General features: G+C 67.5%; 15 protein-coding genes. 9 read left to right on the top strand and 6 right to left on the bottom strand.

Features of this window, described 5'->3' with window-relative positions:
• Positions 1-6: 6 nt before the first annotated feature.
• The 4 genes from ABD116_RS05795 to ABD116_RS05780 form a co-directional block, all read right to left on the bottom strand.
• The gene (locus tag ABD116_RS05795) at positions 7-966 is read right to left on the bottom strand and encodes a polyprenyl synthetase family protein (RefSeq protein WP_343965589.1); all 960 of its coding nucleotides are present in this window, start codon (positions 964-966) and stop codon (positions 7-9) included.
• A complete protein-coding gene (locus tag ABD116_RS05790) occupies positions 963-2609 on the bottom strand; it encodes a hypothetical protein (protein ID WP_343965587.1) in 1647 nt (548 codons plus the stop codon). Before ABD116_RS05790 ends, ABD116_RS05795 begins: the two co-directional genes overlap by 4 nt.
• Entirely contained in the window at positions 2609-3154 is a 546-nt protein-coding gene (locus ABD116_RS05785; protein WP_343965584.1) for a hypothetical protein, read from the bottom strand. Before ABD116_RS05785 ends, ABD116_RS05790 begins: the two co-directional genes overlap by 1 nt.
• Positions 3155-3256: 102 nt before the next feature.
• Positions 3257-4732 carry a DHA2 family efflux MFS transporter permease subunit gene (locus ABD116_RS05780; protein WP_343965581.1) on the bottom strand — a complete coding sequence of 492 codons (1476 nt, stop codon included), beginning with the start codon at positions 4730-4732 and terminating at the stop codon, positions 3257-3259.
• Between the two features lie 140 nt (positions 4733-4872).
• Here ABD116_RS05780 and ABD116_RS05775 point away from each other — a divergent pair, with 140 nt between their 5' ends.
• The 6 genes from ABD116_RS05775 to ABD116_RS05750 all read left to right on the top strand — a co-directional run bounded on the left by ABD116_RS05775 (position 4873) and on the right by ABD116_RS05750 (position 9990).
• Entirely contained in the window at positions 4873-5655 is a 783-nt protein-coding gene (locus ABD116_RS05775) for an SDR family oxidoreductase (protein ID WP_343965579.1), read from the top strand.
• Between the two features lie 7 nt (positions 5656-5662).
• On the top strand, positions 5663-6112 hold the full coding sequence (locus ABD116_RS05770) for a cupin domain-containing protein (protein ID WP_343965577.1): 450 nt from the start codon (positions 5663-5665) through the stop codon (positions 6110-6112).
• Complete coding sequence (locus ABD116_RS05765; protein ID WP_343965575.1) at positions 6109-6324, top strand: hypothetical protein; 216 nt, start codon at positions 6109-6111, stop codon at positions 6322-6324. Before ABD116_RS05770 ends, ABD116_RS05765 begins: the two co-directional genes overlap by 4 nt.
• A gap of 50 nt (positions 6325-6374) precedes the next feature.
• Positions 6375-7556 carry a low temperature requirement protein A gene (locus ABD116_RS05760; protein WP_343965573.1) on the top strand — a complete coding sequence of 394 codons (1182 nt, stop codon included), beginning with the start codon at positions 6375-6377 and terminating at the stop codon, positions 7554-7556.
• 163 nt (positions 7557-7719) lie between these two features.
• Complete coding sequence (locus tag ABD116_RS05755) at positions 7720-8973, top strand: hypothetical protein (RefSeq protein ID WP_343965571.1); 1254 nt, start codon at positions 7720-7722, stop codon at positions 8971-8973.
• A 117-nt stretch (positions 8974-9090) separates the two neighbouring features.
• Complete coding sequence (locus ABD116_RS05750; RefSeq protein WP_343965569.1) at positions 9091-9990, top strand: aminoglycoside phosphotransferase family protein; 900 nt, start codon at positions 9091-9093, stop codon at positions 9988-9990.
• Here the strand turns inward: ABD116_RS05750 and ABD116_RS05745 are convergent.
• Both ABD116_RS05745 and ABD116_RS05740 read right to left on the bottom strand, forming a co-directional pair.
• On the bottom strand, positions 9967-10482 hold the full coding sequence (locus tag ABD116_RS05745) for a VOC family protein (protein WP_343965567.1): 516 nt from the start codon (positions 10480-10482) through the stop codon (positions 9967-9969). The two genes, ABD116_RS05750 and ABD116_RS05745, sit on opposite strands and share 24 nt — an antisense overlap.
• A gap of 37 nt (positions 10483-10519) precedes the next feature.
• The gene (locus ABD116_RS05740) at positions 10520-10912 is read right to left on the bottom strand and encodes a DUF5997 family protein (RefSeq protein WP_343965565.1); all 393 of its coding nucleotides are present in this window, start codon (positions 10910-10912) and stop codon (positions 10520-10522) included.
• 32 nt (positions 10913-10944) lie between these two features.
• On the opposite strand from ABD116_RS05740, the gene ABD116_RS05735 reads away from it, so the two are divergent.
• From ABD116_RS05735 to katG, 3 genes are read left to right on the top strand one after another with little or no spacing between them, the layout of a single operon-like run.
• Positions 10945-11652, top strand: a complete 708-nt coding sequence (locus tag ABD116_RS05735) for a LysR family transcriptional regulator substrate-binding protein (RefSeq protein WP_343965563.1) — start codon at positions 10945-10947, stop codon at positions 11650-11652.
• Positions 11653-11710: 58 nt separating this feature from the next.
• Positions 11711-12148, top strand: coding sequence for a Fur family transcriptional regulator (locus ABD116_RS05730; RefSeq protein ID WP_343965561.1), 438 nt, complete (start codon positions 11711-11713; stop codon positions 12146-12148).
• 49 nt (positions 12149-12197) lie between these two features.
• On the top strand, positions 12198-14387 hold the full coding sequence (katG, locus tag ABD116_RS05725) for a catalase/peroxidase HPI (protein ID WP_343966590.1): 2190 nt from the start codon (positions 12198-12200) through the stop codon (positions 14385-14387).
• Positions 14388-14466: the final 79 nt, after the last annotated feature.

Raw genomic sequence — 14466 nt, 5'->3', positions numbered from 1 at the left:
CGGAGTTCATGGCGCACCAGCCGTGCGGTTGGCGAACTCGGTCAACGCGTTGAGGGCCGGCGCGGGAAGTTCGTCTCGGAGGTTGTCGAGGACGGCGAGCGCGGCGGCGAGTTCGGTACGGGCGACCTCGTGGGCGGCTTCGAGGCCGCCGGATTCCGCTATCAGGTCGCTGATTCGAGGGAGATCGGTGACGGCGAGATCGGGGGAGAGGAGCAGATCGCGCAGCTGGGTGGCAGCGGGTTCTCGGCCGCGGAGGGCGCACAACGTGGGGAGGCCGAAGAGACCGAGGAGATGATCTGTTCCGGCAGGCTTTCCGGTTCCGTCCGCGTGCAGATCGAGGCAGTCGTCGAGGACTTGAAAGGCGATGCCGTAGCGGGCGCCGAACTCGGCCAGGCCGGCGGTGACCGACCCCGGCAGCCCGCTCGCCGTGGCACCGAGGACGCAGCTCAACTGGAACAGCGCGCCCGTCTTGCGCCGGGTCAGTTCGAGATAGTCCTCAGTCGGTACGCCGGGATCGAACCCCCGCTCGATATCCAGCAACTCGCCGTACGACAGCTCCCCAACCGTCCGGCTGACGGCCGTCGCGATCGCCGCCCCGAGGTCCGCAGCCTCCAGCCCGACAGCGGCAAAGCAAGCTGTCCCCGCCAGCACCGCAAGCTCTTGCCCACCCTGGCGATGAGCCGCCGGCACCCCACGCCGTGTCGCCGCCCGATCGATCACGTCGTCATGCACCAACGTTGCTATATGCAACAACTCCACCAGCGCACCGAAGCGCACCAGCGCCTGCCGGCGCGGCTGCCCGGCCGACGCGGTCAGCCACACCAGCTCCGACCGCAGCAGCTTCCCCGGACTGGCCAGCAACGGACGTACCAGCGATGCGAACACCTCGTCGAGACTGTCGACCAACTCGCCGAGGGCAGCCAGCACCGCGTCGCGATAGGGGCTGCCAGCAACGACTCGGGTCACCGCGGGCGGTACGGCGTACCGGAGGCCGGTGGCCTGGACTGGATCGTCGGGACCTTCGCCATGATGTCCCAGATCCGGTTGTAGCGCGCCGGGTCGTCCATGAACGCCATCACGCCGGTGTAGTCGAGGCCGAGGGTGCCACGCAGTTCGTCGTACAGGGAGTTGGCCGCGGTCTGCTCTTCGGTCCGCATCCAGGTCTTCAGCGAGACCGTCATGAATGCCGCGTCGTCGAGGTTCTCCTGGCTGACGACCAGGCCGGAGCCGCTCGGGTCGTCGATGTTGTTGACGACCAGCTCGCGGTACTTGTCGTACAGCGCGGCGGCGCTCTGCTTCTCGGTCGGCGAGGCCTCCTTGTTCGCCAGCCGGTCCAGGATCACGTCGCCGTTGTAGTAGAACAGCGTGGTCAGGTAGTTGCCGATGCTGGTGAAGCCGAGGTGGTCCTCGCGGATCCGCTTGGCCAGGTCGTGGTCCTCCTGGCTGTCCAGCGGCAGGTCGTAGACGCCGGCGGCGGCGTCCATGAACTCGCACTTGTCGGCATTGATGTCGATCGGCATCTTCGTCGTACCGGAGCCGCCCATGTAGACGACCGAGCCCGAGTCGCCCGGCCAGCCGAGCCGGGTGGACATGATCAGGTCGTTGAACCAGAAGAACTTGGTGTCCCCGGCGGCGTTCACCTCCATCGCGACCGGGATCGTCCAGCTGACGCTCTTGATCGTGGACGAGCTGTACCCGGTCCGCCAGCCGACCTTCTCGATCGGCGCGCCGATGTCGTCGACGGTGGCGAACCAGACCGCGTCCGGATCGAGCAGGTCGAACTCCAGTTGCTCGATCGTGTTGCTCATCTTGGTGATGAAGGCGGTCGCGTTGAACGGGTCGGCGGCGAAGAACATCCCGACCGCGGGGTGGTCGACGGTCGCCCCGGGCATCAAGGGGTCGATCGTGTTGCCGCTGTAGGCCTCCTCGCTCTGGTCGGTCAGCTCGGCCAGCGCGCCGTCGACCTGGTTCTTCGCGGTCGGGCCGAGCTTGTACTTGATGAACCGCTTGAGCAGCGCGACCGCGTCGCCGGCACCGCCGGAGACCGGCTGGATGATCTTGTCGGCCTCGACGCCCGGGTTGGTGGCCGCCTGTTCCAGCGAGAAGCCGGTGTTGAACTGCACCAGCACGTGGTTGTTCGACAGGATGCAGATCTTGCCGTCCCGGCTGTCCCGGACGATCAGGCCGAGCGTGCCGGTACTGCCGTGCGAGTTGACGTTGCCCACCCCGACTCCACCGACGAGCGGCCGGGACCGTTGGGTGTCGTAGACCGGGGTCGGCGGATGGAAGACCGGCCGGTCGACCGCAGTGCGGAGTTGCTGGGACTGCAAGGCGCCGGCGCCGTAGAAAGGCCCGGCCTGGCTGACGTCGACGCGGTAGCTCTTGCCATCGATCTCCACCCGCTTGGGCAGCAGCTTGTTGAGCTGGACGTGTGCCTCGGGGCGCTTCTTGGTGACGGCGACGAGCACGGCCGGCTCGTCGGACTCCACCCCGTTGACCTCGGCGAAACCGATGCCGGCGCCGTTGAACTGACGCTGACCGCCGTGCGCCTGCAGCACCTGGCGCTTGACCTCGGTGAGCCCGCGCAGGTGTTCGCGCTCCATCCGCATCAGCGCTTCCCTCCGTCGTGCATCCGCCGGGCGATGTCGAGCCACAGATTCGCCGGGTACGCCGAGTCCGCGGCGAAGTGATCGGTCAGGCTCGCCACGGAGGTGGCGACTGCGGCTTCCAGCGCCTGGCGTTGGGAGGCGTCGGCGCCGGAGACGACTGCGCCTACTGCCCGGGCGAAGCGCTCGCCGGCGATACCGCTGGGCAGCTTGGCGTCGTGCAGCAACTGGGCACCTTGGTTGACCTGGGCCCGACGGATTGCGTTGAGTCGCGCCAGGACCTTGGTCACGCGCTGGTCGCTGACTCGCTTGCTGGCCGATGCGGTCTCGCCGAAGGCCGGGAAGTCGACGGGGAACTTGGTCACCGCGCGAGCGACTTCGACGAGTACCGCGCGCTGGGCTGGAGTGGTCGCGGTCGCTGAGGCGCTGGCCCCGGCGGCGCCGGTTGTGCCGGCTTGGGGCGTTGCTGTTGCCGGCAGGGCCGTAGTACCGGCTGCGACTGCTACTCCGGCACCTCGTAGTACGGTCCGCCTCGTCACGTCGGTCATCGGCCTCACCCCGTCGTCGTCACCCGTGCCCGCAGCAGGTTTCTAACACGGGCGTGACAGCGCTCGCGACGGTTTCGATCCCGGTGAAAAGGCCTCGCCAGGTCAGCGATCCGATGCGCTACCGGACTCCAGTGGGCTCGGCAGGCATTCCGCGATGCAGCCGTGGGGTGGCGCGGGCGCGATTCTCGGTGCGACGACGCCGGCGGCTTTGGAGACGAAGACGGCGGCCACCGCGGCGGCGGCGAAACACAGTGCGGCGGCAGCGAGCATCGCCGGGCGGTAGCCGGACGAGATCGTCTCCTTGAGGCTTAGCCCGGCGCCACCGGCCAGGGTGGGAATCAGCGCGATCGCCGCGACACCGCCGATCCGTGCGACGGTGTTGTTGATCGCCGACGCCTCACCGAGATCGGCGTTGTCGACTGCGGCCAGCACGGCGGCTGTCAGGGGAGTCACGGCTATGCCGAGGCCGACTCCTTCCAGCAGGATTCCGGGGAGGAGGCCGCCCAGGTAGGTCGATCCGGGGCCGAGGTTGGTGAGGTACACGAAGCCGAGGCCGACCAGCGCGATCCCGATCGCCATCATCCAGCGGGGACCGGCACGGGCGACGAGTGCGCCGCTCAGTGGCGAGATCAGCAGGAAGACGACGGTGGACGGGATGAGGGCGGCGCCTGCTGCGGTGGCGGTGTAGTTCAGTTGCAGTTCGAGTTGCAGGTACAGGATGTAGCCCGCGCCGCCGAGAGCCGCATAGAAGAGGAGCGTACTCAGGTTGATCGCGTCGAACTGGCGCGACTTGAACAGCCGGAGCCGGATGACCGGTGCGCGGCGCCGCGACTCGAGCGGGAAGAGGGCGGCTACGCAGACGAGTCCGATCACGCCGGCCGGTACTACGGCTGGACGCGACCAGCCGTGGGCCGAGCCTTCGGTCAGCGCGTAGATGATGCCGCCGAAGCCGACCACGGTCAGGACCGCGCCCACCAGGTCGAGGCGGCCACTCGCGTTCTCGTCGAGGCTCTCCTTGACATGGCGTAGTACCAGCAAGGCAGCGATGCCCAGGGGCAGGTTGAGCAGGAAGAGCCACTGCCAGGACGCGTGGTCGACCAGCCAGCCACCGGCGTACGGGCCGATTGCCATCCCGAGGGTCGCCAGGCCGGCCCACAGACCGATGCCCCGCGCGCGGTCCTCCGGACGCAGGGTCGCGTTGAGCAGGGCCAGGCTGCTCGGCACGGTCAGCGCGCCGCCCACTCCTTGCAGGATCCTCGCCGCGATCAGCAGGCCGACCGAGTTGGCGAGCGCGCACAGTACCGAGGCGGCCAGGGTGAGGATGAGCCCGGCGACGAGCAGGCGGCGACGGCCGTACCGGTCTGACAGGCCGCCTGCGACGAGCAACAGCGCGGCGACTGTAACCAGGTAGCCGGTTACCACCCACTGGAGCGCCCCGACGCCGGCGTGCAGATCGGCACCGATCGCGGGAATCGCGACGCTCACCACCGACGCGTCCAGGAATCCGATGGTCGAGGCCAGGATGGTCGCGCTGACCACCGCCACCCCCGCCGTGCTTCGCAGCTCCGCAGTCGCCACGACACCACCTCCTGCCCGTCCGCCCCACTGTGCTCCCTCTCACCGCCCGGACGCCACTGTCACAGGCTGGGGAGCTGTCCTGTCTTAGCTGCTGAACCGGTCGGCAACGGGTGCCGACGGCTGAGAAGGAGGAATGCCCGATGAAGATCGTCGTGGTCGGCGGCACTGGACTGATCGGCTCGAAAGTCGTCGCGAAGCTGGGAGAGCACGGTCACGAGGCCGTCGCCGCCTCGCCCGCGTCGGGGGTCAACACGCTCACCGGAGAGGGCCTCGAGCAGGTGCTCAAGGGCGCGGACGTGGTGATCGACGTCTCCAACTCGCCGACCTTCGAGGAGGCCGCGGCGACCGAGTTCTTCAAGACCTCCAACGGCAACCTGCTGGCCGCCGAGAAGGAGGCCGGGGTGGGACACCACGTCGCGCTCTCGGTCGTCGGTACCGAGCGGCTGGCGAAGGCCGACAACAACCCGCAGTCGACCAGCGGGTACTTCCGGGCGAAGCTGCTGCAGGAGAACCTCATCCAGCAGTCCGGCATCCCGTACTCGATCGTGCACGCGACCCAGTTCTTCGAGTTCGCTGCGGCGATCGCCGACACCGGGACCGAGGGCGACACGGTGCGGATGCCGGGTGCGCTGATCCAGCCGATCGCGGCCGAGGACGTCGCGAAGACGGTGGCGCGGGCGGCCGTCACGCCGGCGACCAACGGGATCACCGAGGTCGGTGGGCCGGAGCAGTACGAGATGGACGAGTTCATCCGGATCGCGCTGACCACCCGGAAGGATCCGCGGACGGTGGTACAGGACCCGAACGCGACGTACTTCGGGATCGCTGTCGACGAGCGTTCGCTGGTACCGGAGGGTGACGCCCTGCTCGGTGACATCCACTTCGGCGACTGGCTCGCCTCCCAGGCCGCAGAAGGGAAGTGACTTCTTCATGACCGAGATGCAGACGGACGAAGGTGTTTTGCAGGACAAGGGTGTGCCGGGCTCGGGCGCCTGGCAGTCGGCGCTCACCATGCTGCAGTCGACCAACCCGCCGCACATTTCTGAGCAGGCCGAGGTGATGACGGCGATCCTCGAGTACCCGCCGGGTGATCCGGGTGCGCCGCCGCATCGGCACTCCGGGCCTGCCTTCGGCTACATGCTGGAGGGGGAGATGTGGTTCGAGCTCGAGGGTGAGGCGCCGCGGGTGATCAAGGCCGGCGAGGCGTTCTGGGAGCCGGGCGGGGATGTCATTCACTACCGGGACGGCAACAACCGGTCGGACATTCCGAGCAAGTTCGTGGTCACCATGATCGGCGTACCGGGGCAGCCGATGTTCGTCGTCGTCGATGACGAGGAGCTCGAGGCGCGTAAGGACCGGCGGGTGCCGGCATCGTCATGAGTACACCGGACGAGGAGTTCCTGGACGAGCTCGAGGTCGAGGTGGACGTCGAGCTGACTGCTGAGGAATCGGCACGGCCACCTGCGGACGAGCCGGTCGGTAGCTGGCAGTTCGACCCGACCGACATCGATCGGGAAGAGGCGAGTCTGCGGAGTCTGCGGGGTGCGATCGAGGCGCTGGAAGGTGGCGGGATCCCACCGGCCCGGGGCTGACTCGTTAGCCTGGGGTGTTGAGTTTCTGGTCGAGCGGGAGGAACTTCTCAGTGGGCGTGTCAGTGCGGTTCCGGGTCCGGATGCGGGCCCGGCCGATCGACGAGCCGCACCGGGTGTCGAGCCCGCTCGAACTGCTCTTCGACCTCACCTTCGTGGTCGCGATCGCGGCGGTCGTGGCCCAGCTCGCGCACGGCATCGAGGAAGGGCACACCCACGACGCGGTCGTACCCTTCCTGCAGGTGTTCTTCGCGATCTGGTGGGCGTGGATGAACTTCACCTGGTTCGCCTCGTCGTACGACACCGACGACGTGGTCTACCGGCTGACCACGATGGTGCAGATGGCCGGTGCGCTGGTGCTCGCTGCCGGCGTACCGGCCGCTGCGTCGCACTCGGACTACAAGTGGATCACCCTGGGCTACCTGATCATGCGGCTCGGGTTGGTGAGCCAGTGGATCCGGGCCGGCGTCGAGGATCCTTCGTGTCGCAGTACGGCATTTCGGTATGCGGCCGGGATCGCCCTGTTGCAGGTGTTCTGGATTGCCCGGTTGTTCCTGGTCGACGGAGTCAGCGCGTGGACGTTCCTCCTGCTCGTCGTCCTCGAACTGCTGGTCCCGGTCTGGGCCGAGCGCGCCGCCAAGACCAGCTGGCATCCACATCACATCGCCGAACGGTACGGCCTGTTCGTCATCATCGTCCTCGGCGAAAGCGTGCTGGCGGCAACCACCGCGGTCCAGGATGCGGTCGAATCGGAACACGTAAGCCTGACCCTGATCGCCGTAGCCCTCTGCGGCCTCGTCCTGATCTTCGCCGTCTGGTGGCTCTACTTCCTCCACCCAGCAGGCGAAGGCCTGGCCGACCGCCGCCACAAGTCATACCAATGGGGCTACGTCCACTACGGCATCTTCTGCGCCCTGGCCGCCCTGGGCGCCGGCCTGGAAGTAAGCGTCGCCCAAGCAGGCCACCACCTGGAGGCTTCAGAAACAACAGTCGCCTACACGGTAGCCATCCCAGTAGCCGTCTTCTTGATCCTCCTCCACACAGTCCACTCCCTGATAAGCCCCAACCACATAACCCGCCGCTTCGCCGTAGCCTTCACCGTCCTAACCATCCTCCTCATCCCCCTGGCAACCCCCACCCTCACAGTCACCGGCGCAGTAGCAACCATCACCGCCCTGGTAGTCCTACTAACCGCAGCCACCATCACCTGGCCCGCCACAACCACAACCACCTAAGAAGCAAAGAACAAAGAACAAAGAAGTTATGAGTAGTGGTTGAGCCGGGCGGTCAAGTGGCAGTCTGTACCAATCTCGGCTCCGGACCGCTGCGCGCCCTCGACTCCGCCACCTCCTAGCTGAGAAGATCCGCGTTCCGTACCCAGAACTTCAGGAGCCGACGATGGACGACGAGATTCAGCTGATCAGCGACGGTGACGGGCTGGCCGTCATCGGGGATCCGGCGGCTGTCGAACGCTTCCTCGTCTCTGAAGGGTTGCCGTCGAAGGACCTCGGGCTACACAGACTCGGACCAGTCCTCAGTACCGGAGCCGCAGCCGCGCAGGCAGGTTCTGAGATCGCCGCCAACTCGGGTCGCTGGGTCAAGCTGACGAAGGACTCCGCGCGTCTTGTCGGCAAGCACGGGCTCAGAGGCAGTTCGAAGACGGGTCTCAGCACCGGCGTGCTGAAGGGGAACCACGGTCAGATCAAAGGCTTCGTCGAGTTCGTGAGGGGTCCGGGCGCGCTTCTGACGAATCCGGCCATGCTGGCCGGTGCTGCCGGGATCATGGCGCAGCTCGCGATGCAGCAGGCCATGGACGAGATCACCGACTATCTCGCCACGATCGACGAGAAGGTCGACGATGTACTTCGCGCGCAGAAGGACGCTGTCCTGGCGGACATGATCGGCGTGGACTTCGTGATCGAAGAGGCGATGACGATTCGGGAGCACGTGGGCCGGGTTTCCGAGGTCACCTGGTCGAAGATGCAGGCCACGACGATGACGATCGCCCGCACCCAGGCGTACGTGTTGCGCCAACTCGATGCGCTCGCGGGAAAGATGGAGCGCGAGCCGAAGCTCGGTGAGCTCGCCAAGACGGTCAAGGACGCCGAACCCAAGGTTCAGGAATGGCTTGCCGTTCTGGCCCGCTGCTTCAAGCTGCAGGACGCGATCGCCGTCCTCGAACTCGACCGGGTGCTGGATGCGTCACCGGATGAGCTGGACCGGCATCGCTTGGCGCTGAAGGTCGCCCGTAACAACCGGTTGGCGCTCATCTCGCAGAGCACCGAGCGCTTGATGGCCCGTATGGACGCGGCCGCCGGCACCGCCAACGCGAAGGTGCTGCTGCATCCGGGCACCTCTCGGGATGTGGTGCGCTCGAGCAACCAGGTGACGAATGCCGTCGTTGACTTCCAGGGGAGGCTCGGGATCGAGAACGGCAGACAGTCGTTGGAGGCGAGACGGTGGACGGATGCGGCCACCGAGGTGCGAGACAAGGCGCTCGACGCGGGAGCAGACGGCCTCGACGCCGCCAGGCGGCTCGGCAATGAGACTTTGGGCCGGTCCATGTCCGCGACAGGCAAGCTCTCCGGCCGGATCACCGACCGAGCGCGCCGTCTGCGCAGAGGTGACGAAGCGGCCGACGAGGAAGACTGAGTCAGGCCGACGGTCAGCACGCGGCTGTCCGTAGTCGGTAGACCTGTTGCAATTCTTGTCGATCGGGTGCCGCAAATCGCTTGGTCACGAACTGCGGATGGAACGTAGGTTCGTCGGGTGAGGCTTGAGATTCCAGATCAGATCCGAAGGACGGTGCTGGCTGACGGTGACGTGGCCTGGCTGGATGAGGTGGCGGGGGTGGTTGAGGCGTTGGCTCGGGAGTGGGGGCTGGTGATTGGGACCAGCTTCGGTGGTGGGCATGCTGCGTTGGTTGTTGCGGTGAGGCTGGTTGACGGAACTCCGGCTGTTCTCAAGATTGGTGTGCCTGGTCGGGATGTTGGGGTGGAGGCCTTGGCTTTGCGGCTGGCGGGCGGGGAGGGGTGCGCCAGGTTGTTGAGGGAGGATCTGGGGCGGCAGGCGCTTTTGCTGGAGCGGCTGGGGGCTCCGATGTTTGACGTGGTTGCGGACCCTGTGCGGCGGATTGAATTGCTGTGTGAGGTGGCGGTTCGGGGGTGGCGGCCGGTTGGGGCGGGTGTTGGGTTGCCGAGTGGGGCGGAGTTGGCGGAGCGGTATGCCGCGCGGTTGCCGGGGTTGTGGGACGAGGCGGGGCGGCCGTGTTCGATGGCGGCCGTGGCGGATGCGCTGGAGTGCATGGAGCGGCGGCGGGTGGCTCATGATGATCGGACCGCGGTGCTGGTTCACGGGGATGTTCATGAGATGAACGCGCTGCAGGCCAGTGATGGCAGCTACAAGCTCATCGATCCGACCGGGTGGCGGGCTGAGCCGGCGTGTGATCTGGGGACGATTGTGCGGTCCAACCCGGGCCTTGGGGATGATCTTCACCAGCGGACCGAGCGGTTGGCTGCTCGTACGGGCGTGGACGCCACCGCGATCTGGGAGTGGGGGACCATTCACCGGGTCTTCAGCGGCGTCTACGCCTGCAGTATCGGGTTTCAGCCTTTCGGCGAGCAGTTGCTGGCCGAGGCGGATCGGTTAGTGGGGGCGGGAGATTCCTAGGCCGCTGCGGGCTTCCCGGCCGTACTTGGCTACCTCGGCGGTCAGGTCCAGGCGGGAGACGCCGGCCTTGTTGCGGTCGGCGTCGGTGAGGAGGTCCGCGGGGATGATCCAGACGATCTCGAACTCGAGGCCGTCGGGGTCCTTGCCGTAGAGGGACTTGGTGGTGCCGTGGTCGGACTGGCCGACGAGGGCGCCCGCGGCGGTAAGGGCCTTTTCGAGGTCCTCCAGGTCGCCGAGAGTGTCGACCTCCCAGGCGAGGTGGTAGAGGCCGACTGTCGACTTGCCGGCGCCCGACGGGCCTGCCTCGGAGCCGAGCTGGAAGAGGCCCAGGTCGTGGTCGTTGGTCGAGTCGGGGGCCCGGAGGAAGGCGGCGCCCTGGTAGGCGTCGCCGCCCTCGGTGTAGCCGAAGCCGAGGACATCGCGGTAGAAGGCGACACTCGCGGTGACGTCACGGACGTACAGGACAGCGTGGTTCAGCCGGAAGATCGCCATCTACCCATGGTAGTTGAGGACTCAACCGATGGGTAGGTCAGTGGCGCGCTTTCGCCTTCGCGGCCTTGGCTTCCTTGACCCGCTCGGCTTCGGCCTGTACGTCCGCCTGGATCTCGCGTTCGCGCTGGAGCCACTCGGGGTTCTCGGCGCGGAGGTCCTCGATCTCGGCGGTGGTGAGGGGCTCGGTGTAGCCGGCCCGGGCCAGGCCGGAGATGGAGACGGCGAGGCGGGCGGCGACGACCGGGCGGGGGTGCGGGCCGTTGTTGCGGAGGTCCTGCAGCCACTGCGGCGGGTCGGTCTGCAGGGTGTGCAGCTCGTCGCGGGTGATCAGGCCTTCCTGGAACTCCGCGGGGGTGGCTTCGAGGTACACACCGAGCTTCTTGGCCGCCGTTGCGGGTTTCATGGTCTGGCTGGTCTTCGGCGACGTCATGGGGTCAGGGTATCGAGAGATAGCCTGGGCCGGTGACAGCACCGACGTTCAGGCTCGCGTACGTCCCCGGCGTGACCCCGACCAAGTGGGTGCGGATCTGGAACGAGCGGCTGCCCAGGGTCGCGCTCGAGCTCGTCGGCGTACCGGCGGCCGAGGCGGCAGACCTCGTACGGTCCGGAGGTGCCGAGGCCGCGTTGTTGCGGTTGCCCATCGATCGGGACGGGTTGCATGCGATCCCGCTCTACACGGAGACGACGGTCGTCGTCGTGCCGAAGGATCATCTGGTGACGGCGGCGGAGGAGGTCACGGCGGCGGATCTGGCCGATGACGTCGTACTCCGTCCGCTCGACGACACCCTCGACTGGGAACAGTTGCCCGGTCACCCTTTCGCCGAGCGGCCGCAAACGACTGCACTGGCGATCGAGCTGGTCGCCGCGGGAGTCGGTCTGCTGGTCGTACCGCAATCGCTGGCCAGGCTCCATCACCGCAAGGACCTCACGTACCGGCCGATCACCGACGCGCCGGAGTCCCAGGTCGTGCTGAGCTGGCCCGAGGGTGAGCCGTCCGACCTGATGGAACAACTCATCGGCATCATCCGCGGCCGCACTGTCAACAGCTCCCGCCAGCCGGTGGCGGCGCCGAAGGTCAAAGCCACCGACAAAGCCAAGGCCAAGGCGAAGGCGAAGAAGTCCGCCCCCAGGACTCCTCAGCGGACCCAGCGAGGCAACCGCAAGCGCTGACACGCTGCTTCCGCAGCTAATCTTGACTCATTCCAGAAAACGCGGAAGACTCCGGAGGGTGGCGACGACGGAGTTCGAGCACCGACTGCGTGGGGCCGCGCTGCGCGTGACCAAGCCCCGGGTGGCTGTGCTGGCCGCCGTCCGGGAGAACCCACACGCTGACACGGACACGATCATCCAGTCGGTGCGCAGCGAGCTGGATGTTTCTCATCAGGCTGTCTACGACGTGCTCCGGGCGCTGACCACCGCAGGGTTGCTGCGGCGGATTCAGCCGACCGGGTCGGTGGCCCGGTACGAGGGGCGCGTCGGGGACAACCACCACCATGTCGTCTGCCGGTCCTGCGGAGCGATCGAAGACGTCGACTGCGCGCACGGCTCGGCCCCTTGTCTGACGGCGTCGGACGATCACGGGTACGTGATCGACGAGGCCGAGGTCGTCTATTGGGGTCTGTGCCCCAACTGCTCCACCAGTTCCACCACGTCCAGAACCCCTTGATCCCGGAAGGTTTGCCGTGTCTGAACACCCGAACGCCGAAGTCGGCGAGATGAACGACGAGAGCGGAGCCCAGTGCCCCGTAGATCACGGGCAGCTGAAGCACCCGACCGAGGGCGGCACCAACAGTGAGTGGTGGCCGAACCAGCTGAACCTGAAGATCCTGCGCAAGCACCCGGCCGTCGCGAATCCGATGGGCGAGGAGTTCGACTACGCCGCCGCTTTCGCGACCGTGGACCTGGACGAGCTCGCGGCGGACGTCGACGCGGTGCTGACCGACTCGCAGGACTGGTGGCCGGCCGACTTCGGGCACTACGGCCCGTTCATGATCCGGATGGCCTGGCACAGCGCCGGTACGTACCGGGTCAGCGACGGCCGTGGTGGCGCGGGCGCCGGCATGCAGCGGTTCGCGCCGCTGAACAGCTGGCCGGACAACGGCAACCTGGACAAGGCCCGCCGGCTGCTCTGGCCGGTGAAGAAGAAGTGGGGCGCCAAGGTCTCCTGGGCCGACCTGATGATCTTCACCGGCAACCGCGCGCTGGAGACGATGGGCTTCAAGACCTTCGGTTTCGCCGGCGGCCGCGCCGACGTGTGGGAGCCGGACGAGGACGTCTACTGGGGCCCCGAGGCCACCTGGCTCGGCGACGAGCGCTACACCGGTGACCGCGAGCTCGAGAAGCCGCTCGCCGCGGTGCAGATGGGCCTCATCTACGTGAACCCCGAAGGCCCGAACGGGAACCCGGACCCGCTGGGCTCGGCCCGCGACATCCGCGAGACGTTCGGCCGGATGGCGATGAACGACGAGGAGACCGTCGCGCTGATCGCCGGTGGGCACACCTTCGGCAAGACCCACGGTGCGGCCGACCCGGAGAAGTACGTCGGGTCCGAGCCCGAGGGCGCGCCGCTGGAGGAGCAGGGCCTGGGCTGGAAGCAGAGCTTCGGCACCGGCAAGGGCCGCGACGCGATCACCAGCGGTCTCGAGGTCACCTGGACCTCGACCCCGGCCCAGTGGAGCATGGGCTTCCTGGAGAACCTGTTCAAGTACGAGTGGGAGCCCGACCTGAGCCCGGCCGGGGCGAACCAGTGGAAGGCGAAGGACGGCGCCGGGGCGAACACCATCCCGGACCCGGAGGACGGCACGCTGAACCGGGCGCCCACGATGCTGACCGCCGACCTGGCGCTGCGCTTCGACCCGATCTACGAGCCGATCGCGCGCGACTTCCTGGCCAACCCGGACAAGTTCGCGGACGCCTTCGCCCGCGCCTGGTTCAAGCTGACCCACCGCGACATGGGCCCGATCCAGCGCTACCTCGGCCCGCTCGTGCCGCAGGAAGAGCTGATCTGGCAGGACCGCGTCCCGGCCGTCGACCACGAGCTGGTCAACGCGGACGACATCTCCGCCCTCAAGGCGCAGATCCTCGGCTCGGAGCTCTCGGTCGGCCAGCTGGTGAGCACCACCTGGTCGGCGGCGGCTTCGTTCCGCGGCAGTGACAAGCGCGGTGGCGCGAACGGCGCCCGGATCCGGCTCCAGCCGCAGGTCGGCTGGGAGGTCAACGAGCCGGACCAGCTGGCGCAGGTTCTGCGCGTGCTGGAAGGCATCCAGGAGACCTTCAACGCGACCGGCAAGAAGGTCTCGCTGGCCGACCTGATCGTGCTCGGTGGTGTCGCGGCGGTCGAGACGGCCGCCAAGTCCGCCGGGTACGACGTCGAGGTGCCCTTCACCCCGGGCCGTACGGACGCGTCGCAGGAGCAGACCGAGGTCGACTCCTTCGCCGCGATGGAGCCGACCGCGGACGGTTTCCGCAACTACCTCGGCAAGGGCAACCGGCTGCCGGCCGAGTACCTGCTGATCGACCGGGCCAACCTGCTGACCCTGAGCGCGCCGGAGATGACCGTCCTGGTCGGCGGCCTGCGCGTCCTGGGCACCAACTTCGGCCAGACGTCGCTCGGTGTGCTCACCGACCGGCCGGGTCAGCTGACCAACGACTTCTTCGCGAACCTGCTCGACATGGGGGTCACGTGGAAGCCGGCCGCGGGCGATGACGGGACGTACGAGGCCCGTACCGCCGACGGCGAGGTCAAGTGGACCGGTAGCCGCGTCGACCTGCTGTTCGGCTCGAACTCCGAGCTGCGCGCGCTGGCCGAGGTGTACGCCAGCGAGGACGCGCAGGAGAAGTTCGTGAAGGACTTCGTGGCCGCTTTCGTCAAGGTGACGAACCTGGATCGCTACGACATCAGCTGATTCAGTGTCACAGGAACAGCCCGGGCCTGCTGGCCCGGGCTGTTTCCATGAGTTCGCACCCCGACTCGACGGTAGGGGT

This window comes from Kribbella koreensis (assembly GCF_039525325.1).
GTDB classification, from domain to species: Bacteria; Actinomycetota; Actinomycetes; order Propionibacteriales; family Kribbellaceae; genus Kribbella; species Kribbella koreensis.
Note: the sequence above shows the minus strand (reverse complement) of the source record. Positions and strands in the feature narration are given on the sequence as shown.